The 20916-nt window shown below is 62.1% G+C and carries 21 protein-coding genes; 14 read left to right on the top strand and 7 right to left on the bottom strand.

What is annotated here, in order from left to right; all coding sequences use genetic code 11:
• Positions 1-220 precede the first annotated feature (220 nt).
• The 10 genes from ccoN to hemN all read left to right on the top strand — a co-directional run bounded on the left by ccoN (position 221) and on the right by hemN (position 10758).
• Positions 221-1663 (top strand): cytochrome-c oxidase, cbb3-type subunit I, encoded by a 1443-nt coding sequence (gene ccoN / locus ACODSV_RS06200; RefSeq protein WP_024076827.1) that lies wholly within the window; start codon positions 221-223, stop codon positions 1661-1663.
• Positions 1663-2271 (top strand): cytochrome-c oxidase, cbb3-type subunit II, encoded by a 609-nt coding sequence (ccoO, locus tag ACODSV_RS06205; protein WP_003193167.1) that lies wholly within the window; start codon positions 1663-1665, stop codon positions 2269-2271. The genes ccoN and ccoO overlap by 1 nt, the downstream gene beginning before the upstream one ends.
• Before the next feature lie 6 nt (positions 2272-2277).
• Positions 2278-2463, top strand: coding sequence for a CcoQ/FixQ family Cbb3-type cytochrome c oxidase assembly chaperone (locus ACODSV_RS06210; protein WP_003193169.1), 186 nt, complete (start codon positions 2278-2280; stop codon positions 2461-2463).
• The gene (ccoP, locus tag ACODSV_RS06215) at positions 2460-3437 is read left to right on the top strand and encodes a cytochrome-c oxidase, cbb3-type subunit III (protein ID WP_024076828.1); all 978 of its coding nucleotides are present in this window, start codon (positions 2460-2462) and stop codon (positions 3435-3437) included. The genes ACODSV_RS06210 and ccoP overlap by 4 nt, the downstream gene beginning before the upstream one ends.
• Positions 3438-3802: 365 nt before the next feature.
• The gene (gene ccoG, locus ACODSV_RS06220; RefSeq protein WP_024076829.1) at positions 3803-5218 is read left to right on the top strand and encodes a cytochrome c oxidase accessory protein CcoG; all 1416 of its coding nucleotides are present in this window, start codon (positions 3803-3805) and stop codon (positions 5216-5218) included.
• Positions 5219-5250: 32 nt separating this feature from the next.
• Entirely contained in the window at positions 5251-5790 is a 540-nt protein-coding gene (locus ACODSV_RS06225; protein ID WP_102623524.1) for a FixH family protein, read from the top strand.
• Positions 5791-5904: 114 nt separating this feature from the next.
• Positions 5905-8355, top strand: coding sequence for a heavy metal translocating P-type ATPase (locus ACODSV_RS06230; RefSeq protein WP_150055707.1), 2451 nt, complete (start codon positions 5905-5907; stop codon positions 8353-8355).
• Between the two features lie 22 nt (positions 8356-8377).
• A complete protein-coding gene (gene ccoS / locus ACODSV_RS06235) occupies positions 8378-8596 on the top strand; it encodes a cbb3-type cytochrome oxidase assembly protein CcoS (protein ID WP_024076832.1) in 219 nt (72 codons plus the stop codon).
• On the top strand, positions 8589-9272 hold the full coding sequence (locus ACODSV_RS06240; RefSeq protein WP_024076833.1) for a sulfite exporter TauE/SafE family protein: 684 nt from the start codon (positions 8589-8591) through the stop codon (positions 9270-9272). The genes ccoS and ACODSV_RS06240 overlap by 8 nt, the downstream gene beginning before the upstream one ends.
• 103 nt (positions 9273-9375) lie before the next feature.
• The gene (gene hemN, locus ACODSV_RS06245; RefSeq protein ID WP_150055708.1) at positions 9376-10758 is read left to right on the top strand and encodes an oxygen-independent coproporphyrinogen III oxidase; all 1383 of its coding nucleotides are present in this window, start codon (positions 9376-9378) and stop codon (positions 10756-10758) included.
• A 7-nt stretch (positions 10759-10765) separates the two neighbouring features.
• Here the strand turns inward: hemN and ACODSV_RS06250 are convergent, their stop codons facing one another.
• The gene (locus ACODSV_RS06250; RefSeq protein ID WP_024076835.1) at positions 10766-11263 is read right to left on the bottom strand and encodes a hypothetical protein; all 498 of its coding nucleotides are present in this window, start codon (positions 11261-11263) and stop codon (positions 10766-10768) included.
• A 155-nt stretch (positions 11264-11418) separates the two neighbouring features.
• On the opposite strand from ACODSV_RS06250, the gene fnr reads away from it, so the two are divergent.
• Together fnr and ACODSV_RS06260 are read left to right on the top strand one after the other, a co-directional pair.
• On the top strand, positions 11419-12153 hold the full coding sequence (gene fnr, locus ACODSV_RS06255) for a fumarate/nitrate reduction transcriptional regulator Fnr (protein ID WP_016979302.1): 735 nt from the start codon (positions 11419-11421) through the stop codon (positions 12151-12153).
• Between the two features lie 95 nt (positions 12154-12248).
• Positions 12249-12797: an adenine phosphoribosyltransferase gene (locus ACODSV_RS06260; RefSeq protein ID WP_024076836.1), complete on the top strand. Its 549-nt coding sequence runs from the start codon at positions 12249-12251 to the stop codon at positions 12795-12797.
• A 43-nt stretch (positions 12798-12840) separates the two neighbouring features.
• Here ACODSV_RS06260 and ACODSV_RS06265 read toward each other — a convergent pair whose 3' ends face one another.
• The 5 genes from ACODSV_RS06265 to dnaX form a co-directional block, all read right to left on the bottom strand.
• The gene (locus ACODSV_RS06265) at positions 12841-13989 is read right to left on the bottom strand and encodes an acyl-CoA dehydrogenase family protein (RefSeq protein WP_150055709.1); all 1149 of its coding nucleotides are present in this window, start codon (positions 13987-13989) and stop codon (positions 12841-12843) included.
• Positions 13990-14170: 181 nt separating this feature from the next.
• On the bottom strand, positions 14171-14773 hold the full coding sequence (recR, locus tag ACODSV_RS06270) for a recombination mediator RecR (protein WP_017845247.1): 603 nt from the start codon (positions 14771-14773) through the stop codon (positions 14171-14173).
• A gap of 67 nt (positions 14774-14840) precedes the next feature.
• Positions 14841-15875, bottom strand: a complete 1035-nt coding sequence (locus ACODSV_RS06275) for an NADP-dependent oxidoreductase (protein WP_024076838.1) — start codon at positions 15873-15875, stop codon at positions 14841-14843.
• Positions 15876-16007: 132 nt separating this feature from the next.
• A complete protein-coding gene (locus ACODSV_RS06280) occupies positions 16008-16346 on the bottom strand; it encodes a YbaB/EbfC family nucleoid-associated protein (protein WP_017527493.1) in 339 nt (112 codons plus the stop codon).
• A gap of 43 nt (positions 16347-16389) precedes the next feature.
• Entirely contained in the window at positions 16390-18444 is a 2055-nt protein-coding gene (dnaX, locus tag ACODSV_RS06285; RefSeq protein ID WP_024076839.1) for a DNA polymerase III subunit gamma/tau, read from the bottom strand.
• Between the two features lie 255 nt (positions 18445-18699).
• Between dnaX and ACODSV_RS06290 the strand changes: the two genes are divergently transcribed.
• Positions 18700-19071, top strand: a complete 372-nt coding sequence (locus ACODSV_RS06290) for a VOC family protein (RefSeq protein WP_150056314.1) — start codon at positions 18700-18702, stop codon at positions 19069-19071.
• Here ACODSV_RS06290 and ACODSV_RS06295 read toward each other — a convergent pair.
• Positions 18985-19944 carry a DMT family transporter gene (locus tag ACODSV_RS06295; RefSeq protein WP_102623528.1) on the bottom strand — a complete coding sequence of 320 codons (960 nt, stop codon included), beginning with the start codon at positions 19942-19944 and terminating at the stop codon, positions 18985-18987. The genes ACODSV_RS06290 and ACODSV_RS06295 overlap by 87 nt on opposite strands.
• Positions 19945-20046: 102 nt before the next feature.
• On the opposite strand from ACODSV_RS06295, the gene ACODSV_RS06300 reads away from it, so the two are divergent.
• Positions 20047-20910, top strand: a complete 864-nt coding sequence (locus tag ACODSV_RS06300; protein ID WP_102623529.1) for a LysR family transcriptional regulator — start codon at positions 20047-20049, stop codon at positions 20908-20910.
• Positions 20911-20916: the final 6 nt, after the last annotated feature.

Here is a 20916-nt window from a genome sequence, read left to right on the forward strand (position 1 = left end):
TACACACCCAGTAACAAGTCTCCACGACCTGATAAAATTCCTGTCCATTTGCTCAGCTTTCCATTTCGGATTTTGTCCTTACATCAAACATGGAAAGGGCGCAGAATCTGGCGTGGAACGCATTGACACAGGTCACCCTTGCGTTGCAATGGCACCTCGGTTTCTCCATACTTGCGACCGATTTTTACCTATAAAAAAACCTAAACCGTGGAACCTTAGAATGAGCACAGCAATCAGTCCGACTGCTTATAACTATAAGGTAGTCCGCCAGTTCGCCATCATGACGGTGGTCTGGGGGATCCTTGGCATGGGGCTCGGGGTGTTCATCGCCTCGCAACTGGTCTGGCCGGAATTGAACTTCGGCTTGCCCTGGACGACCTTTGGCCGCCTGCGCCCGCTGCACACCAACCTGGTGATTTTCGCCTTCGGCGGATGTGCCCTGTTTGCCACCTCCTACTATGTCGTGCAGCGAACCTGCCAGACGCGACTGATTTCCGATGGCCTCGCCGCATTCACCTTCTGGGGATGGCAAGCGGTGATCGTCGGGGCCGGCATCACGTTGCCGCTGGGCTACACCACCACCAAGGAATACGCCGAGCTGGAATGGCCCATCGCCATTTTGCTCGCGATCGTGTGGGTGACCTACGCGGTGGTGTTCTTCGGCACCATCACCAAGCGCAAGACCAAGCACATCTATGTGGGTAACTGGTTCTACGGTGCCTTCATCCTGGTGACGGCGATGCTGCACATCGTCAACCACGCGTCGCTGCCGGTCAGCCTGTTCAAGTCCTACTCGGCCTACGCCGGGGCGACGGATGCGATGATCCAGTGGTGGTACGGCCACAACGCCGTGGGTTTCTTCCTCACCACCGGTTTCCTGGGGATGATGTACTACTTCGTGCCGAAACAGGCCGAACGTCCTATTTACTCGTATCGCCTGTCCATCGTGCACTTCTGGGCGCTGATCACCCTGTACATCTGGGCCGGCCCGCACCACTTGCACTACACCGCGTTGCCGGATTGGGCGCAGTCCCTGGGCATGGCGATGTCGATCATCCTGCTGGCACCGAGCTGGGGCGGCATGATCAACGGCATGATGACCCTGTCGGGCGCCTGGCATAAGCTGCGCACCGACCCGATCCTGCGCTTCCTGGTGGTTTCGCTGGCGTTCTACGGCATGTCGACCTTCGAAGGTCCGATGATGGCGATCAAGACCGTCAACTCGCTCTCCCACTACACCGACTGGACCATCGGCCACGTACACGCCGGCGCCCTGGGTTGGGTGGCGATGATCTCCATCGGCGCGCTGTACCACATGATCCCGAAAATCTTCGGCCGTGCGCAGATGCACAGCGTCGGGCTGATCAACACGCACTTCTGGCTGGCCACCATCGGCACCGTGCTCTACATCGCCTCGATGTGGGTCAACGGCATCACCCAGGGCCTGATGTGGCGTGCGATCAACGATGACGGCACCCTCACCTACTCCTTCGTCGAAGCGCTGCAAGCCAGCCACCCGGGCTACATCGTCCGTGCCCTGGGCGGCGCGTTCTTTGCCACCGGCATGCTGTTCATGGCCTACAACGTCTGGCGCACCGTGCGTGCTTCCGACCCTGCAGAAGCCGAAGCCGCCGCCAAGATCGTCGTTGTGGGAGCCCACTGATGAAGCATGAAGTAGTCGAGAAGAATATCGGCCTGCTGGCCTTCTTCATGGTCATCGCCGTGAGTATCGGCGGCCTGACCCAGATCGTTCCGCTGTTTTTCCAGGACGTGACCAACAAGCCGGTCGAAGGCATGAAGCCCCGCACCGCCCTTGAACTGGAAGGCCGCGACGTCTACATCGCCAACGGTTGTGTCGGCTGCCACTCGCAGATGATCCGACCGTTCCGCGCCGAAACCGAACGCTACGGCCACTACTCGGTCGCCGGTGAAAGTGTCTGGGACCATCCGTTCCTGTGGGGTTCCAAGCGCACCGGCCCGGACCTGGCCCGTGTCGGCGGGCGTTACTCCGACGACTGGCAGCGTGCGCACTTGTACAACCCGCGCAACGTGGTGCCTGAGTCGAAAATGCCGGCGTACCCGTTCCTCGTGGAAAACAAGCTCGACGGCAAGGACACCGCGAAGAAGATGGAAGTCTTGCGCACCCTGGGCGTGCCCTACACCGACGAAGACATCGCCGGTGCAGCCGCAGCCGTGAAGGGCAAGACCGAAATGGACGCATTGGTGGCCTACCTGCAAGGCCTTGGCACCATCATCAAAAGCAAACGGTGATTCTTCATGGATATCGGGATGATTCGTGGCCTGGGCACCGTGGTGGTGATGGTGGCCTTTATCGGCCTGGCGTTGTGGGTGTTCAGCCCGCGGCGCAAGTCGGAGTTTGACGACGCGACCATGCTGCCTTTTGCGGATGATCCCGAAGCCATCAAGCACGTCGAGCAAGCTTCTAGGAGTAACAAAGAATGACTACGTTCTGGAGTCTGTACGTCACAGTCCTCAGTCTGGGTACCATCTTCGCCCTGACCTGGCTGCTGCTGTCGACCCGCAAGGGCCAGCGCGCCGAGCAAACGGACGAAACCGTTGGCCACTCGTTCGACGGCATCGAGGAGTACGACAACCCGCTGCCGAAGTGGTGGTTCATGCTGTTCGTCGGCACCATCGTCTTCGCCCTTGGCTACCTGGTGCTGTACCCCGGCCTGGGCAATTGGAAAGGCCTGCTGCCGGGCTACAACTACCTCGACAACGACAAGCAAACCCCGTTCGCCAACGGCCAGACCGGCTGGACCGGCGTGCATGAATGGGAAAAGGAAATGGCCAAGTCGGACGCCAAGTTCGGGCCGATCTTTGCCAAATTCGCCTCGATGCCGATTGAAGAAGTGGCCAAGGACCCGCAAGCCTTGAAGATGGGCGGCCGCCTGTTCGCCTCGAACTGCTCGGTGTGCCACGGTTCCGACGCCAAGGGCGCCTACGGTTTCCCCAACCTGACCGACGCCGATTGGCGCTGGGGTGGCGAACCGGCGACCATCAAGGAAACCATCATGAAAGGTCGCCATGCCGTCATGCCGGCCTGGCTGGATATCCTCAAGGAACAAGGCGTCAGCGATGTGGCCGCGTTCGTCATCACCAACCTCGACGGCCGCAAGCTGCCGGAAGGCGTGAAAGCCGACGCGGCCAACGGCGAGAAACTCTTCGCCGCCAACTGCGTGGCCTGCCACGGCCCGGCAGGTAAAGGCACCCCAGCCATGGGCGCACCCGACCTGACCCACCCGGGTGCATTCATCTACGGTTCGAGCTTCGCCCAACTGCAGCAGACCATCCGTTGGGGCCGTCAGGGCCAGATGCCTGCGCAGGAGCAACTGCAGGGCAACGACAAGGTGCACTTGCTCGCGGCGTATGTTTACAGCTTGTCCCATGGGGATAAAAAGGCTGAAGGGCAGTAAGACCGGCCGCTATTTAGAAACACAGAAAAACCAATGTGGGAGGGGGCTTGCCCCCGATAGCGGTGGATCAGTCAGACCTTTATTGACTGACACTCCGCTATCGGGGGCAAGTCGAATCGTCGCACCGCCCCTCCCACATTGGATCGTCGGTGTTTTGAAGGCTGGCCCCGCAAAAACCGTCCATACTTCCCAAGTCAATTGATCCAGGTCACGTACACCATCAATTGATTTCCCCCAACGCGACCAAAGGTCGCACCCTTGGAGTACCATCGGGGGCGTATCATTACGCCACTGCAACACCCTTCATTTGACCCCGGTTGGCACGTACTGGCCGAGGCAAATCTCCACCGCCGTGGGATGCAATGATGAGCAACCAAATACCGGTACATGACGTTACCCCGCCTGCCAAAAACTCGAATCAACCTGTCGATCTCTACGCATCGCGAGAGAAAATCTACACCCGTGCCTTCACCGGCCTGTTTCGCAACTTGCGTATGCTCGGTGGCGCCGGTTTGTTCCTCCTCTACTTCGGCACCGTGTGGCTGAATTGGGGGGGTCACCAGGCCGTGTGGTGGAACCTTCCGGAGCGTAAATTCTTCATTTTTGGTGCGACCTTCTGGCCCCAGGATTTCATCCTGCTCTCGGGCATTCTCATCGTTGCGGCGTTCGGCCTGTTCTTTATCACGGTGTACGCCGGGCGCATATGGTGCGGGTATACCTGCCCGCAAAGCGTGTGGACGTGGATCTTCATGTGGTGCGAAAAGGTCACCGAAGGCGACCGTAACCAGCGCATCAAGCTGGACAAGGCGCCGATGGGGGCCAACAAGTTCCTGCGCAAATTCAGCAAGCACACCCTGTGGCTGCTGATCGGCTTTGTCACCGGCATGACCTTCGTCGGTTACTTCTCGCCGATTCGCGAACTGGTGTTCGACTTCTTCACCGGCCAGGCCGATGGCTGGTCGTATTTCTGGGTGGGTTTCTTCACCCTCGCCACCTATGGCAACGCCGGCTGGCTGCGCGAACAGGTGTGCATCTATATGTGCCCGTACGCGCGGTTCCAGAGCGTGATGTTCGACAAAGACACCCTGATCGTCTCCTACGACCCACGCCGTGGCGAAGTGCGTGGCCCGCGTAAAAAGGGTGCCGACTACAAGGCCCAGGGCCTGGGCGATTGCATCGACTGCACGATGTGCGTGCAAGTCTGCCCCACCGGTATCGACATCCGCGATGGCCTGCAAATCGAATGCATCGGCTGTGCTGCGTGCATCGACGCCTGCGACAACATCATGGACAAGATGGACTACCCGCGCGGCCTGATCAGCTACACCACCGAGCACAACCTGTCCGGGCAGAAGACCCACAAACTGCGCCCGCGCCTGATCGGCTATGCGCTGGTCCTGCTGGCGATGATGAGCCTGTTGGCCACGGCATTCTTCATGCGTTCGCTGGTAGGTTTCGACGTCAGCAAGGACCGCGTGCTCTACCGCGAAAACGCCGAAGGCCGGATCGAAAACGTCTACAGCCTGAAGATCATGAACAAGGACCAGCGCGACCACACCTACGTGCTCGACGCCGCCGGTCTGCCGGACCTCAAGCTGCAAGGCCGACGCGAAATCAAGGTGGCCGCCGGCGATATCGTCAGCATGCCGGTCGAACTGTCGAGCGCACCGGAGCAGTTACCGTCGAGCACCAATGAGGTGACCTTCATCCTCAAGGATGCCGATGACGCCAACGTGCATATTGAAGCCAAGAGCCGGTTCATCGGCCCTCAGGTTCGTTAACCACACTACTTCGTTAACCAGAGAGCAGAACAATGCCCGCAGCTACTGCCACAAGCCCTTGGTACAAGCACCTCTGGCCCTGGATCATCATTGGGATCCTGGCCTGCTCGGTGACCTTGACCTTGTCCATGGTGACCATCGCAGTCAAGAACCCGGACAACCTGGTCAACGACAACTACTACGAGGCCGGCAAAGGCATCAACCGCTCCCTGGACCGCGAACTGCTGGCCCAGACCCTGCAACTGCGCGCCAAGGTGCACCTGGACGAACTGACCGGCGAAGTCGAGGTATATCTGACCGGCAACAGCGGCCCGGCGACCCTGGAACTGAACCTGATCTCCCCGACCCAGCCGGAGAAGGATCGCAAGATCAACCTGACCCGCAGCGCCAGCGAACCCGGACGCTATATCGGCCAGGTCACCGACAAGGTCGAAGGCCGCCGTTTCGTGGAACTGCTCGGTGTGGAAGGTGACCGGACCTGGCGCCTGTTCGAAGAAGAACAGGTCAGCCACGACAAGGACTTGCTGTTGGGTGATGAGCCGTTGCAAGGTGCTGAAGACCTGAAGAAGTAAACGCCCGCGCTTTGCGCATCGCGAGCAAGCCCGCTCACACCTCAGGAACGAGCGCCCCTGTGGGCGCGGGCCTGCCCGCGATGAGGCCCTCCCTGCCACCCAAGATCTAACGCCATGACCAGCCCCACTCCCTGCTACCACTGCGCCCTGCCCGTGCCACCCGGCAGCCGGTTCACCGCCGAGATCCTCGGCGAGCGCCGCGAGCTGTGCTGCCCGGGTTGCCAGGCGGTGGCCGAGGCAATCGTGGCCGGCGGGCTGGAAAGCTATTACCAGCACCGCAGCGAAGCCTCGGCCAACCCCGAGGCCCTGCCGGTGCAACTGGTGGACGAACTGGCACTGTACGACCGCGCCGACGTGCAAAAACCCTTCGTACGCCACGAAGGCGACCTTGCCGAAGCCACCCTGTTGATGGAAGGCATCAGTTGCGCCGCGTGTGGCTGGCTGATCGAAAAACACCTGCGCAGCCTGCCCGCCGTGGCCGAGGCGCGTCTCAACCTGTCCAACCATCGCCTGCATGTACGTTGGGCCGACGGGCAATTGCCGTTGAGCCAACTGCTCAGTGAGTTGCGCCATATCGGCTACGCCGCCCACCCTTACCAGGCGGACCGCGCCGCCGAACAACTGGCCGGCGAAAACCGGCGGGCCCTGCGCCAACTGGGGGTCGCCGGACTGCTGTGGTTCCAGGCGATGATGGCAACCATGGCCACCTGGCCGGAATTCAATATCGACCTGAGCGCGGAGTTACACGTGATCCTGCGCTGGGTCGCGATGTTTCTCACGACCCCCATCGTGTTCTACAGCTGCGCACCGTTTTTCAAGGGCGCCATGCGCGACTTGCGCACCCGCCACCTGACCATGGATGTGTCGGTGTCCCTGGCGATTGGCGGCGCGTACCTGGCCGGCATCTGGACCGCGATCACCGGGGTCGGCGAATTGTATTTCGACGCGGTGGGCATGTTCGCCCTGTTCCTGCTGGCCGGGCGTTACCTGGAGCGGCGCGCCCGGGAACGCACGGCGGCGGCGACCGCGCAATTGGTCAACCTGCTGCCCGCCTCATGCCTGCGCATGAAAAGTGATGGGCAGAGCGAACGTATCCTGCTCAGCGAACTGGCGTTGGGCGACCGCGTGTTGGTGCACCCCGGCGCGGTATTGCCGGCAGATGGGGTGATCCTCGACGGCCAGTCCAGCATCGACGAATCCCTGCTGACCGGCGAGTACCTGCCGCAGCCGCGCCAGGTCGGCGACGCTGTGACGGCGGGCACCCTCAACGTCGAAGGCGCACTGACGGTCGAGGTCCGCGCCCTGGGGCATGACACGCGCTTGTCGGCCATCGTGCGCCTGCTGGAACGGGCCCAGGCCGACAAACCGCGCCTGGCCCAGATTGCCGACCGCGCCGCACAATGGTTCCTGCTCTGCTCACTGCTCGCTGCCGTGCTGATCGGCCTGCTCTGGTGGGAGCTGGATTCGTCGCGGGCGTTCTGGATCGTATTGGCGATGCTGGTGGCGACCTGCCCGTGCGCCCTCTCGCTGGCCACGCCAACCGCCCTGACTGCCGCCACCGGCACCCTGCACAAACTCGGCTTGTTGCTCACCCGAGGCCATGTACTGGAAGGCTTGAACCAGATCGACACGGTGATTTTCGACAAGACCGGCACCCTCACCGAAGGGCGCCTGGCGCTGCGCGCGATCCGGCCGCTGGGCGCCCTGGACAGCGACCAGTGCCTGGGCCTCGCCGCCGCCCTCGAAAATCGCTCTGAACATCCGATCGCACGGGCCTTCGGCCGTGCCCCCCTGGCCGCTGACGAAGTGCTCAGCACCCCCGGCCTGGGCCTGGAAGGTCGCGTCGGCGAACGCCTGCTGCGGATCGGCCAGCCGGGGTTCGTGTGCGCACTGAGCGGTTGCCCGATCCCCGCCTCACCGGACGAAGCCGGACAATGGCTGCTGCTGGGCGACCGCGACGGCGCCCTCGCCTGGTTCGTACTGGATGACCGCCTGCGCAGCGACGCGCCGGCCCTGCTGGCTGCGTGCAAGGCACGGGGCTGGCGCACGCTGCTGCTGTCGGGGGACAGTTCACCGATGGTCGCCAGCGTGGCCGCCGAACTGGGCATCGACGAAGCCCACGGCGGCCTGCGCCCCGACGACAAGCTGCAGGTGCTGCAACAGTTGCATCAGCAAGGCCGTAAGGTGTTGATGCTGGGTGACGGTGTCAATGATGTCCCCGTACTCGCCGCCGCCGATATCAGCGTGGCCATGGGTTCGGCCACAGACCTGGCGAAAACCAGCGCGGACGCGGTATTGCTGTCCAACCGCCTGGATGCCTTGGTGCAAGCCTTCACCTTGGCGCGACGCACCCGTCGGGTCATCATTGAAAACCTGCTTTGGGCCGGGCTGTACAATGGCCTGATGCTGCCGTTTGCCGCCCTCGGCTGGATCACGCCGATCTGGGCGGCGATCGGCATGTCCCTCAGTTCGTTGACCGTGGTGCTCAACGCCCTGCGCCTGACTCGCCTGCCGAGTGCGCAGGCCAAAAGTGCCCCCTTGGTAAATCGCCCGCTGCCGGCTTGAGCCGCGCGGGCATGGAGTGCAGATGCCAGCTCTATACGTGATGATTCCAGCGGCGCTGCTGTTAGTGGGCGTCGCCATCTACATCTTCTTCTGGGCCGTGGACAGTGGTCAGTACGACGACCTCGACGGCCCGGCCCACAGCGTGCTGTTCGACGACCAGGACCCGAACCACCTGGCCGCCGTTGACAAGGCCAACGGCCCCGAACAGCCGGCCCAACCCAAAGACCCTCCCCATGCTTGAACTCCTGCCGCTGCTGGTCTCCGCCTTGATCCTCGGGCTTTTGGGCGGCGGCCATTGCCTGGGCATGTGCGGCGGGCTGATGGGCGCGCTGACCCTGGCGATCCCCAAGGAACAACGCAGCCGCAGGTTTCGCCTGCTGCTGGCGTATAACCTCGGCCGCATCCTCAGCTATGCCACGGCGGGCCTGTTGATCGGCCTGGCCGGTTGGGCCGTGGCCAACAGCCCGGCGGCGATGTTCATGCGCGTGCTCGCCGGGTTGCTGCTGATCTGCATGGGCCTGTACCTGGCCGGCTGGTGGAGCGGGCTGACCCGTATCGAAAGCCTTGGGCGCGGCCTGTGGCGCTACATCCAGCCGGTCGCGAACCGTTTGCTGCCAGTGTCCAGCCTGCCCCGCGCCCTGCTGCTGGGCGCGCTGTGGGGCTGGTTGCCGTGCGGCCTGGTCTACAGCACCCTGCTGTGGGCTGCCAGCCAGGGCAATGCGCTGGACAGTGCGCTGCTGATGCTGGCGTTCGGCCTCGGCACCTGGCCGGTGCTGCTGGCGACGGGGCTGGCCGCCGAACGCGTCACGGCGTTATTGCGCAAACGCAGCGTGCGTGTGGCGGGGGGCGTGCTGGTGATGCTGTTCGGTATCTGGACCTTGCCAGGGCCCCATCAGCACTGGCTAATGGGCCACTAAAAGGCCATGTGGCATAGCGCCGCTCCCCGTTGACGCAAATCAAGATGCCTTTTCAGCCACGCCCCTAGACTCGGCCCACTAGCCTATCCGGGGGAACGCCCGCATGCTCGACGCCATTCGTTGGGACAGCAATCTGATTCACCGCTACGACTTGGCGGGGCCGCGCTACACGTCCTACCCCACCGCCGTACAATTCGACAGTCAGGTCGGTACCTTCGACCTGCTCCACGCCCTGCGCGACAGCCGTAAGGCCGTCCGACCGTTATCGCTGTATGTGCATGTGCCATTCTGCGCGAACATTTGCTACTACTGCGCCTGTAACAAGGTGATCACCAAGGACCGGGGCCGCGCCCAGGCTTACCTGCAGCGCCTGGAGCAGGAAATCCAATTGGTCGCCTGCCATCTCGACCCCAAGCAATCGGTGGAACAACTGCACTTCGGCGGCGGCACCCCAACGTTTCTCAGCCATGACGAACTGCGCCAGGTGATGGCCTGCCTGCGCAAACACTTCAATCTGCTCGACGATGATTCCGGCGACTACGGCATCGAGATCGACCCGCGTGAAGCCGATTGGGCGACCATGGGCCTGTTGCGCGAACTGGGCTTCAACCGTGTCAGCATCGGCGTGCAAGACCTCGACCCGGACGTGCAGCGGGCGGTCAATCGCCTGCAAAGCCTGGAAGAAACCCGCGCGGTGATCGACGCGGCGCGCACCCTGCAGTTTCGCTCGATCAATATCGACCTGATCTACGGCCTGCCCAAGCAAACCCCCATCAACTTCGCACGCACCGTGGAAGAAGTGATCAAGCTGCAACCGGACCGCTTGTCGGTGTTCAACTACGCACACCTGCCGGAGCGTTTCATGCCCCAGCGGCGGATCAACAGCGACGACCTGCCCGCACCGGCGCAAAAGCTGCTGATGCTGCAAACCACTATTGAACAACTGACCGAGGCCGGCTACCGCTACATCGGCATGGACCACTTCGCCCTGCCGGACGACGAACTGGCCATCGCCCAGGAAGAAGGCACGCTGCAACGCAACTTCCAGGGCTATACCACCCATGGCCATTGCGACTTGATCGGGCTCGGGGTATCGGCAATCAGCCAGATTGGCGACCTGTATTGCCAGAACACCAGCGACCTCAGCGGCTATCAGAACGCACTGGCCGGCGCACAATTGGCCACCAGCCGTGGCTTGTTGTGTACCACGGACGATCGATTACGGCGGGAAGTGATTCAGCAGTTGATCTGCAATTTCAGCCTGGACTTCGAACAGATCGAACAGGCATTCAACATTGATTTTCGCGGGTACTTCGACGAAATCTGGCCGCAACTGGAGGCGATGGCAGAAGACGGCCTGATCGAGCTCGACGCCCAGGGTATTCGGGTGCTGCCGGCCGGACGCCTGCTGGTGCGCTCGGTGTGCATGGTGTTCGATGCCTATCTGGACCACCAGAACCGGCATCGATTTTCACGGGTGATCTGAGACCGTCCTACGCCATTGCCAGGGAACCGGCCTTGAGTGCATCTGGGCCACTCAAGCCTTTCATCGACTTGGCCAGGGACGTTTGCGCGGTCACCAGGCTAGCTTGCAGGGTGCTCAGCGCCCCTTGCAAATTGCTGATCTTGATCCGCGCCTCTTCCGGGCTAAGGCTCTTGTCCGCCATCACCGCTTGCAGTTCCTGCTGTTTCTCGGCGATCTGCTCCTTGATCTTGCGGATCATCTTGAGGGCCTGCTGAATGTTATCCGGCAGGCCGCTCTCCTCGATATCACTGTTGGACTTCTTCGCGGCACTGGCAGCAAGCAAGGCGGCACCGGAAATGGTCACCTTCACGCCTTCAGGTTCCTTGGTTTGCCGCAGCGGCGTGGCCGTTGCGTCCTTGAGAGCCTTGGCGGCGGCGGCAGCCTTGGTCTCCGCCACCAGGTCTTTCGACGGCGGCGAATCCATCAAGGCCGTATTGACCGGGATATTCGCACTAATGGAGATCATGATTCGAGCCTCCGAGCTCAAGCATTCGTCCCTTTGTATCGGCCTGGACACATAAAGCTTTATGCCGATGCTGGTTTTTTGTACACGCTGGCCTCAACGCCTCCCAGTGCGGTACCCTTACGTCTTATGTGTGTTCTCCCACAAGGATTTAAGAAATGTCCGAGCCAGTCAAACTGCGCGCTCACAGCCAGGCTCACTGCAAGGATTGCAGCCTGGCGCCCCTCTGCCTGCCACTTTCGTTGAATCTGGAAGACATGGATGCGCTGGACGATATCGTTAAACGCGGTCGCCCGCTGAAAAAAGGCGAGTTTCTGTTTCGCCAGGGCGACAAGTTCGATTCCGTCTATGCAGTACGGTCGGGCGCGTTGAAGACATTCAGCCTGAGCGACAGCGGCGAAGAACAGATCACCGGCTTCCACCTGCCGAGCGAGCTGGTCGGGCTGTCGGGCATGGACACCGAGATTCACCCTGTGTCGGCCCAGGCCCTGGAGACCACATCGGTGTGCGAAATTCCTTTCGAACGCCTGGACGAATTGGCCCTGCAACTGCCGCAACTGCGCCGTCAGCTGATGCGCGTGATGAGTCGCGAGATTCGTGATGACCAGCAAATGATGCTGCTGTTGTCGAAAAAAACCGCCGACGAGCGCATTGCGACGTTCCTGGTCAACTTGTCGGCGCGGTTCCGTGCCCGTGGTTTCTCGGCCAACCAGTTCCGCCTGAGCATGTCGCGCAACGAAATTGGTAACTACCTTGGCCTGGCCGTGGAAACCGTGTCGCGGGTGTTCACCCGTTTCCAACAGAACGAGCTGATCGCCGCCGAAGGCAAGGAAGTGCATATCCTCGACCCGATCCAGCTGTGTGCATTGGCCGGCGGTTCGCTGGAAGGTTGATGTTCAAAGGTTGATCCAGACACCTGGGGCCGCGCCAACCCGCGAGGCCGCGGGTATACTTCGAGTCCGCTTCCCTGCCCCAGGACTCTTCGACGATGATCTTCGATTCGTTCGACATCAAATCCCTGATTCGCCCTGTCATCGACTTCCCCAAGCCTGGGGTGATCTTTCGCGATATCACGCCACTGTTCCAATCGCCCCGCGCCCTGCGCCTGGTGGCCGATAGCTTTGCCCACCGCTACGTCGAAGCCGACTTCACCCATATCGGCGCGATGGACGCCCGAGGCTTCCTGATCGGCTCGATCCTCGCCTACCAATTGAACAAACCGCTGATCCTGTTCCGCAAGCAAGGCAAGCTACCGGCCGATGTGCTGACCGAGGGTTACCAGACCGAATACGGCGAAGCCTTCCTCGAAGTGCACGCCGACAGCCTGTGCGAAGGTGACTCGGTGCTGATGTTCGATGACCTGATCGCCACCGGCGGCACCCTGATCGCCGCGGCGAACCTGGTACGGCGCATGGGCGCGAGGCTTTTTGAAGCGGCGGCGATCATCGACCTGCCGGAGCTGGGTGGCTCGCAGCGCTTGGAAGACATGGGGATTCCGACCTTTTGCCTGACGCAGTTTGCCCTGACTGAACGGTAACGGTGACCTGGGCTCCCGATGAAGCCATTAAGGACAACACACCTCACAACCCCATCTGCTTGCTGATGATTTCATTCATCACTTCGCGGGTGCCCCCGCCGATGGACAGGATGCGGTTGTCGCGATACAGCCGCTCCACCAGGCTGCCGCGCATATACCCCTGGCCGCCGAGTATCTGCACGGCGTCATAAGTGACGCGGTCAGCGGTGTCGGTGGCCAGGTTTTTAGCCATGGAAATTTCCTTGATCACACTGACGCCAGCGGCCATTTTCGCGGCCTGGCGGTAGGTGAACGCCCTTGAGACTTCCACGGCGGTGGCCATTTCTGCCAGGCGATGCTTGAGCACCTGGAACTTGCCAATGGGTTTGCCGAACGCTTCACGCTGGGCGGCCCATTTGAGGCTTTCCCCCAGCGCAAGCTGTGCAGTCATATTGGCCATGAGGGCCAAGGCCAGGCGTTCGCTCTGGAAGTTGCCCATGATGCAGGCAAATCCCAGGTTCTCGGCGCCGATCAGGTTAGCGACAGGCACCCGGCAATCATCGAAGAACAATTCAGCGGTGTCGGACGCCCACCAGCCCATCTTCTTGAGTGGCTGGCCCACGGTAAAACCGGCAGTGCCCTTTTCAATCAGCAACAGGCTGATGCCGCCAAAGCCAGGCCCACCGGTACGCACCGCCACGGTGTAGAAGTCGGCACGAATACCGCTGGTGATAAAGGTCTTGCTGCCGCTGACCCGGTAATGATCGCCGTCGCGAATGGCGCGGGTTTGCAGGTTGGCCACATCGGAACCGCCACCGGGCTCGGTGACGGCCAGGGCGATGATCTTCTCGCCCGACAACACCTGCGGTGCCACACGCTCGCGCAACTCGGGCCGCGCCCATTTGACCACCGGCGGCAAACCGATATCCAGCGAGCCCAAGCCCGCCACCACACCACCGGAACCACAGCGCATCAACTCCTCGCTGGCGGCGACCTTGGCGAACAGATCACCTTCATGGCTACCGCCCAGGGCTTCGGGATAACCGATGCCGAGGATCCCCGCCGCGCCTGCCTTGCGGTACAACTCCCGGGGAAAGCTTTCCGCCTCCTCCCACTGCTCGATGTCCGGCAGCATTTCGCGCTCGACGAAACGGCGCACGCTGTCACGAACCAATTGGTGGCTGGGGTCGAAGTAGTCCTGGAAGGCAGGCATCGGCAAGCTCCACGGTAAGGTGGAGCGAAATTACCAAGCGCTTGCTTGGTTATCAAGCCGTATGCACATCCTAAATGAGAGGGGGCCTGCTCCCGACGGCAGTGTGTCAGTCAACGATTCATTGGCTGATGCACCGCTATCGGGGGCAAGCCCCCTCCCACATTTGATCCTGCGGTGATCGTTAGAGCGCGATCGGTTTTCGACCGGCAAACGAATGCGCCAACGTGCCGCCGTCCACCAACTCCAACTCGCCCCCCAACGGCACGCCATGGGCGATGCGCGAAGTGACCAGGCCTTTGTTGCTCAGCAGTTGGGCGATGTAATGCGCGGTGGCTTCACCTTCCACGGTCGGGTTGGTGGCCAGGATCACTTCGGTAAACGTGCCCTGCGCTTCTATACGCGCCACCAGCTGTGGAATACCGATCGCTTCCGGCCCCAGGCCGTCCAGGGGCGACAGGTGGCCCTTGAGCACGAAGTAGCGCCCGCGATAACCGGTCTGCTCCACCGCATACACATCCATCGGCCCCTCCACCACACACAGCAGCGTGTCATCGCGGCGTGGGTCGGCGCATTGCGGGCAGAGCTCTTCTTCGGTGAGGGTGCGGCACTGCCGGCAGTGGCCAACCCCTTCCATGGCCTGGCTCAGGGCCTGGGCCAGCCGGGTGCCGCCGCTGCGATCACGCTCCAGCAGTTGCAGCGCCATACGCTGGGCGGTTTTCTGACCCACACCGGGCAAGGTGCGCAAGGCGTCGATCAGTTGGCGAATCAGGGGGCTGAAGCTCATGGGGGGAATGGTCCGACAAAACAACGAGACGCGGTTTATACCCGCGCCTCGGATTAGCGTCAAATGCTCAATCCTGCGCGACACGCACCACCAACTTGCCGAAGTTGCGCCCTTCGAGCAAACCGATAAAGGCCTCGGGTGCCTGCTCCAAGCCGTCGACCACGTCTTCGCGGAACTTGATCTTGCCGTCGCGCACCCACGGCGCCATGGCGCTGAGGAACTCCGGCTGGCGATCACCGTAGTCATCAAACACGATAAAACCCTGGATACGCACGCGCTTGGTCAGCAAGGTACGTTGCAGCGCCGGCAAACGATCAGGCCCGCTGGGCGCTTCATGGGCGTTATAGCCAGCAATCAGGCCACACAGGGGAATCCGTGCCTTGGGGTTGAGCAGCGGCATGACGGCATCGAAAACCTTGCCACCGACGTTCTCAAAGTAGATATCCACGCCCTTGAAGCAGGCCTGGGCCAGCTCATCGACGAAGTGCTCGCTCTTGTGGTCGATACAGGCATCAAAGCCCAGCTCGTCCACAACGTAGCGGCACTTGTCGGGGCCGCCCGCGATACCGACCACTCGCAAGCCCTTGAGCTTGGCCACTTGCCCCACCACCGAGCCCACGGCGCCGGACGCTGCCGCCACCACCAGGGTTTCCCCGGCCTTGGGCTGGCCGATATCCATCAAGCCCATGTAGGCGGTCATCCCCGGCATGCCCAACACGCCCAGGGCCATGGATGGACTGGCCAAGCCCTTGGGCACCGGGATCAGGTTGCGACCGTCGGAAATGCTGTGGCTCTGCCAGCCGGTAGCCCCGACCACCAGCTCGCCCACTTCGAATTTCGGATGGCGCGACTGCTCGACACGGCTGACAGCGCCACCGGTCATCACTTCGTCGATTTCCACCGGCGCCGCGTAGGACGGGGCGTCGCTCATGCGCCCGCGCATGTATGGGTCGAGCGACAGGTACAGCGTCTTCAGCAGTACCTGGCCGTCCGCCAGTTCCGGCAGGGTTACCCGCTCAAGGCGGAAGTTCTCTGGCGTGGGGGCGCCGTGAGGGCGCGAAACCAGGACAATGCGCTGGTTAAGAGTCGGTTCTTGAGGCATCAGGGGGCTCCTTATCGAATCCATCGGTATAGGGTGCAGACCATGAGTGCCGGGCCAGGGTTCGATCGGATCGGCACAAACAAAAATGCCAGGCGCAATGCCTGGCATTTCAGTCTAGCCAAGGCTGGCCGATCAGAACGGCAGCTTCATACCCGGCGGCAGTTGCATGCCAGCGGTCACGCCGGACATTTTGTCCTGGCTGTTGGCTTCGATCTTGCGCACGGCGTCGTTGACGGCGGCGGCGAACAGATCTTCGAGCACTTCACGGTCGTCATCGCTGACGCCTTCGAGCAGGCTCGGGTCGATGCTCACGCGCTTGATGTCGTGACGGCCAGTCATCACCACGCTGACCATATCGCCACCGGCTTTACCGGTGACTTCGGCGTTGGCCAGCTCTTCCTGCATCTTGGCCATCTTTTCCTGCATCTGCTGCGCCTGCTTCATCAGGCCGGCCATGCCACCTTTCATCATGGGAATCACCTCAAAAGTACGTGGATCAATAAGTAGCCCGGTGTCATGACGCCTGGGGCACCGGGGCTTCGACAGGTTCAATAGTATCGTGACGGACGACCGCACCGAACTGTTCCATCATTTGCTGGATGAGCGGATCAGCGTGGATCGACTCTTCGGCTTCGCGCTGGCGGTTCAGGCGCCGGCGAGTCGCGGCCTGGGCCGGGGTTTCCTGCTCAGGCTTGATCAACTCGATGGCAATGGTCAGCGTGCGCTCATGGTACTGGTTAAGGGCATCGTTGAGTCGGCGCTGCTGGGTCGCGTTGAACAAGGCGCTGTGGGCCGGGTCCAGGTGCAACAGCCAGTGGTCGCCCTCGATCGCGATCAGGGTGCAGTTGGCGGCGATGCTGCCGGTCATGCCGGAAATCGGCAGTTTCGGGAACAGCTCCAGCCATTGCAGGGCCAGGCCGGTAGCAGGTGCTGCGGCGGGTTCGGCCTCGGGCTCGGGGGCCGGCTCGGCCGCATGTTCGCTGGCCAGTTCGTCCAGGTAGCTGTAGGCCGAATCGATGTCCGGTTCGATGTAGTCTTCGTCCAGCGGCGGTTCGTCGTCGAGGTCGATACCTGGGACTGCGGCATCCACCTGGGCCACAGTGGGCTCAGGCACGGGCGCGCTGACCCATTCCGGCGCGTCCGGCACCACGCTGTCCGGGGTCGGCGTAGGCATCGGCGTCAGCTCGGGCTGCTCGCCAGCGGTTTCCAGCACCGGCTCCACGGCGGGCTGCAACTCGACTTCAGCGTCAGCCTCCAGCGGGTCATTCCAGGGCAGGTCGACCACTGGGGCCGGCTCGGGCTCGATCAGCGGCTCCGGCGCGACTTCCGGCGCAACAACTACAGGCTCTGGCGCCGGGGCAACCGGCGCAGGCGCAGCAACCACTGGCGCGACAACCGCCGCGCCAGCCACTGGTTTGGCGGAATCAACTGTGGCTTGGCTGATCCCCACTGGCTTTAGCGGCTGTCTCGGGGCGTCCGTGGAGTCGGCAGGCCGGAAGGCCAACATTCGTAACAGGACCATTTCGAAACCACCGCGCGGATCCGGCGCCAACGGCAGGTCCCGACGGCCGATCAGGCCCATCTGGTAGTAGAACTGCACATCTTCGGCTGGCAACGCCTGGGCCAGGGCCAGCACGCGGTCGCGGTCGCCATGGCCATTGTCGACACCTTCAGGCAGCGCCTGGGCAATGGCGACGCGGTGCAGCACGTTGAGGATTTCCGAAAGCACGCCGTTCCAGTCCGGGCCTTGCTCCGACAAGTGGCGCACGGCTTCGAGCAACTTCTTGGCGTCGCCCTCGATCAATGCGTGCAGCACATCGAACACCTGGCCGTGATCCAGGGTGCCGAGCATGGCACGCACATCGGCGGCCATGACCTTGCCTTCACCAAAGGCAATGGCCTGGTCAGTGAGGCTCATGGCATCGCGCATCGAGCCATCGGCAGCGCGGCCAAGCAGCCACAGGGCGTCGTCTTCGAACGGTACGTTCTCGACACCCAGCACATGGGTCAAGTGCTCGACCACGCGCTCAGGGGTCATGTTTTTCAGAGAAAACTGCAGGCACCGCGACAAAATAGTTGCAGGAAGCTTCTGCGGGTCGGTGGTGGCCAGAATGAATTTGACGTAGGGCGGTGGCTCTTCCAGGGTCTTCAACAATGCGTTGAACGAGTGACTGGACAGCATGTGTACTTCGTCGATCAGGTAGACCTTGAAGCGGCCGCGACTCGGCGCGTACTGCACGTTATCCAGCAGTTCCCGCGTGTCTTCGACCTTGGTGCGGCTGGCGGCGTCGATCTCGATCAGGTCGACAAAACGCCCTTCGTCGATCTCGCGGCACACCGAACAGGTGCCACAGGGCGTCGATGTGATCCCCGTCTCACAGTTCAGGCATTTGGCAATAATTCGGGCAATGGTGGTCTTGCCGACACCCCGGGTACCGGTAAACAGGTAGGCGTGGTGCAGCCGTTGGCTGTCCAAGGCATTGATCAGAGCCTTGAGCACATGGGTCTGGCCGACCATTTCGCGGAACGAGCGCGGACGCCATTTACGTGCAAGAACCTGATAACTCATCGAAAACCGTCGCAACTGGGAAGCGGAAGCCGGTAATGCTAGCGGAGCAAGGGGGAAATTGCATCCGGCACGCTCGCCTAATCTGACCAAGCTCGCCTGACTGGCGTTTTAATGGCCTGAACCGGAGAGTGTCTGCGCGTAGTTCTGGGCGCTTTATGGATGATTGCTGCGACCAGCCTGCGCACTCCTGACAAGAACTGACAGGGCTACCTTATAGACTGGGCTCACATAACCGCCCGTGCTCAAGGAGCCTGCATGAACACCCTCGCCCATTACTTCCTGCTGTATGTCGACAGCCCGGCCACCAGCGCCAATTTCTACAGCCGCCTGCTGGACAAGCCACCGGTCGAATTGAACCCGACCTTTGCCCTGTTCATTCTCGACCATGGCGTGAGGCTCGGCCTGTGGTCACGCCACACCGTGGAACCTGCGGCCCAGGCCACGGGCGGCGGCGGTGAAGTCTGTTTTTCGCTGGCCGATACCGCCGCCGTCGATGCCCTGCACGAACAATGGCTAGAACGGGGCGCCACGATCCTCCAGTCACCGACCACGCTGGACTTTGGCTACACCTTCGTCGCCCAGGACCTCGACGGCCACCGCTTGCGTGCGTTCAGCCTGAGCGCCTGACCGCCAACGCCCTTCCAGGCTGATGGCCGCCACACTCGCCAGCACGATCACCCCGCCGAGCACCACCTGCAAGGCTACGTGCTCGCCCAGCAGCGTGGCCGCCATCCCCATGGCCACTGGCGGGATCAGGTACATCGCCACCGACGCGCGGCTGACGTCGACGTGCTTTAACACGAACCCCCACGCCAGGTAGGCCAACGCACTGGGGAAAACCCCCAGCACCAACACTGCCAGGTTCTCCACCAACGGCGCTCGCGCCACGGCGGTGGGCAGGCCAGGCAGGTTCACGCAGAGCATCAGGGTGCCCGACCACACCATGTAGCACGCCAAGGTCAGTAGGCTGTAGCGATGCGCACAGTGCTTCTGAATGACGAAGTACACACTCCATGAGGCCGCCGCCAGCAGGATCAACAGGCCGCGCGGGTCCATCTCGCCGAGGCCCTGGTCGCCCCAGATCACCACCAGCACGCCCAGCAACCCCAACAGCACGCAGCCCCACCGCCAAAGGCTGACTCGCTCCTTCAAACAGAACGCCGCGATCAGCACACTGAACAACGGCGCTGATTGCGCCAGTACGCTGGACGCCGCCGCTGTCACCCATTGCTGCCCATAATTGAGGCTGGTGTGGTGCAGGAACACCCCGAAAAAACCCAGCACGAGCAACCACGGCATGTCCCGCAGACGTGGCCGACCAATCCCCAGCACCAGCGCCACCGCGCCCATCAATACCGAAGCGATCAGAAATCGCAGCAACGCCAGCTGGCCCGGACTGTAGCTGTGCAGGCCGATGTGCACGCCAATCGGCGAATAGGCCCAACAGAGAATCACGCTGGCGATGACTAGCGTAAGCTTTACGGGTGACGGGGCATTCATCAACGGCATCCAGAAACAGGGAAGGAATGCCGTCAGTCTTGGCCTGGGCACATCGCAGGACAATTAACCGTTTCTGACTTCTGAAATCAGTGGAACTGAGCAATGGAACTGGCCCAACTGAAGATGGTGAGAGCCGTGGCGCAAACCGGCAGCGTGGCCCAGGCCGCACTGCAATTGCATTGCGTGCCGTCGAACATCACCACGCGCATCAAGCAGCTGGAAAGCGAGCTGGGCACACCGTTATTCATCCGTGCCGGGCGTGGGCTGGCCATCAGTGCCGCCGGGGAAATTTTCCTGGACTACTGCGAGCGCATCCTCGCGCTGGTGGATGAATCCAAACGCGCCGTAGACGCCAACGCCATTCCCCGTGGCACCTTGCGCATCGGCGCGGTGGAGTCCAGCGCCAGCGGCCGCCTGCCGCCGTTGCTGGCGGAATACCATCGACGCTACCCCGACGTCAGCCTGGAGCTGGTGACCGGTGCCTGGGGGCAACTGCTGGACGATCTGCAACACCATCGCCTCGACGTGGCGCTGGTGGCCGCCGGCAACCAACGCACCAAGCTCGAACACAGCGTGGTCTACAGCGAACGGCTGGTGCTGATCGCCAGTGTGTCCAGCGCACCGATCAACAGTGCGGCCGACCTGGCCGGCCGAACCCTGCTGGTCTGGCCACCCGGCTGCCCCTACCGCGCGGCGCTGGAGAACTGGGTCAAGCCCCACGACTTCAAGCCGGCCATCGCCAGCTATGCCAGTTGGGGCACGATTATCGGCTGTGTGAGTGCCGGCATTGGCGTAGCGCTGGCGCCGGAAGGCATCCTGGCGCGCTATGAGCAGGCCAATCAGCTGGCGTCGTATCGATTTGAAGAACTGGCGGCCGTGGATAACCTGCTGTTCTGGCACAAGGACACCCAACGCCACCTGGCACGGGACGCATTCGCCGGGCTGTTGCGGGAAACTTTCGGCTAACTCGCA

It is taken from the genome of Pseudomonas sp. FG86 (assembly GCF_057808775.1).